1 protein-coding gene is annotated in these 244 nt (G+C 56.1%); it reads left to right on the plus strand.

The annotated features are described in order from the left end of the window. Positions 1–244 (plus strand): InlB B-repeat-containing protein (locus EII32_RS11945; protein WP_148096855.1); only part of this gene is annotated, 244 nt, incomplete at both ends.

Raw genomic sequence — 244 nt, forward strand, 5'->3', positions numbered from 1 at the left:
ACCAGAAAGTGGAGGAGGGCAAAACGGCAACCGTTCCTTCGCCCGCACCAACGAAAACAGGATTTGTTTTTGTTGCATGGACTACCGATGGAACAAACGCTTACAACTTTCATACTCCCGTAACTCGCGACCTCGCCCTGCGTGCCAAATGGCAGCCGGAAGCACAGGCGGAATACTGGCAGGTGACGTGGGAACTCAATGGCGGCGCATGGCCTTCCGAAGGAGACAACCACGCCGTGCAGGT

It is taken from the genome of Prevotella sp. OH937_COT-195 (assembly GCF_003932845.1).
In the GTDB taxonomy this organism is placed as follows: domain Bacteria; phylum Bacteroidota; class Bacteroidia; order Bacteroidales; family Bacteroidaceae; genus Prevotella.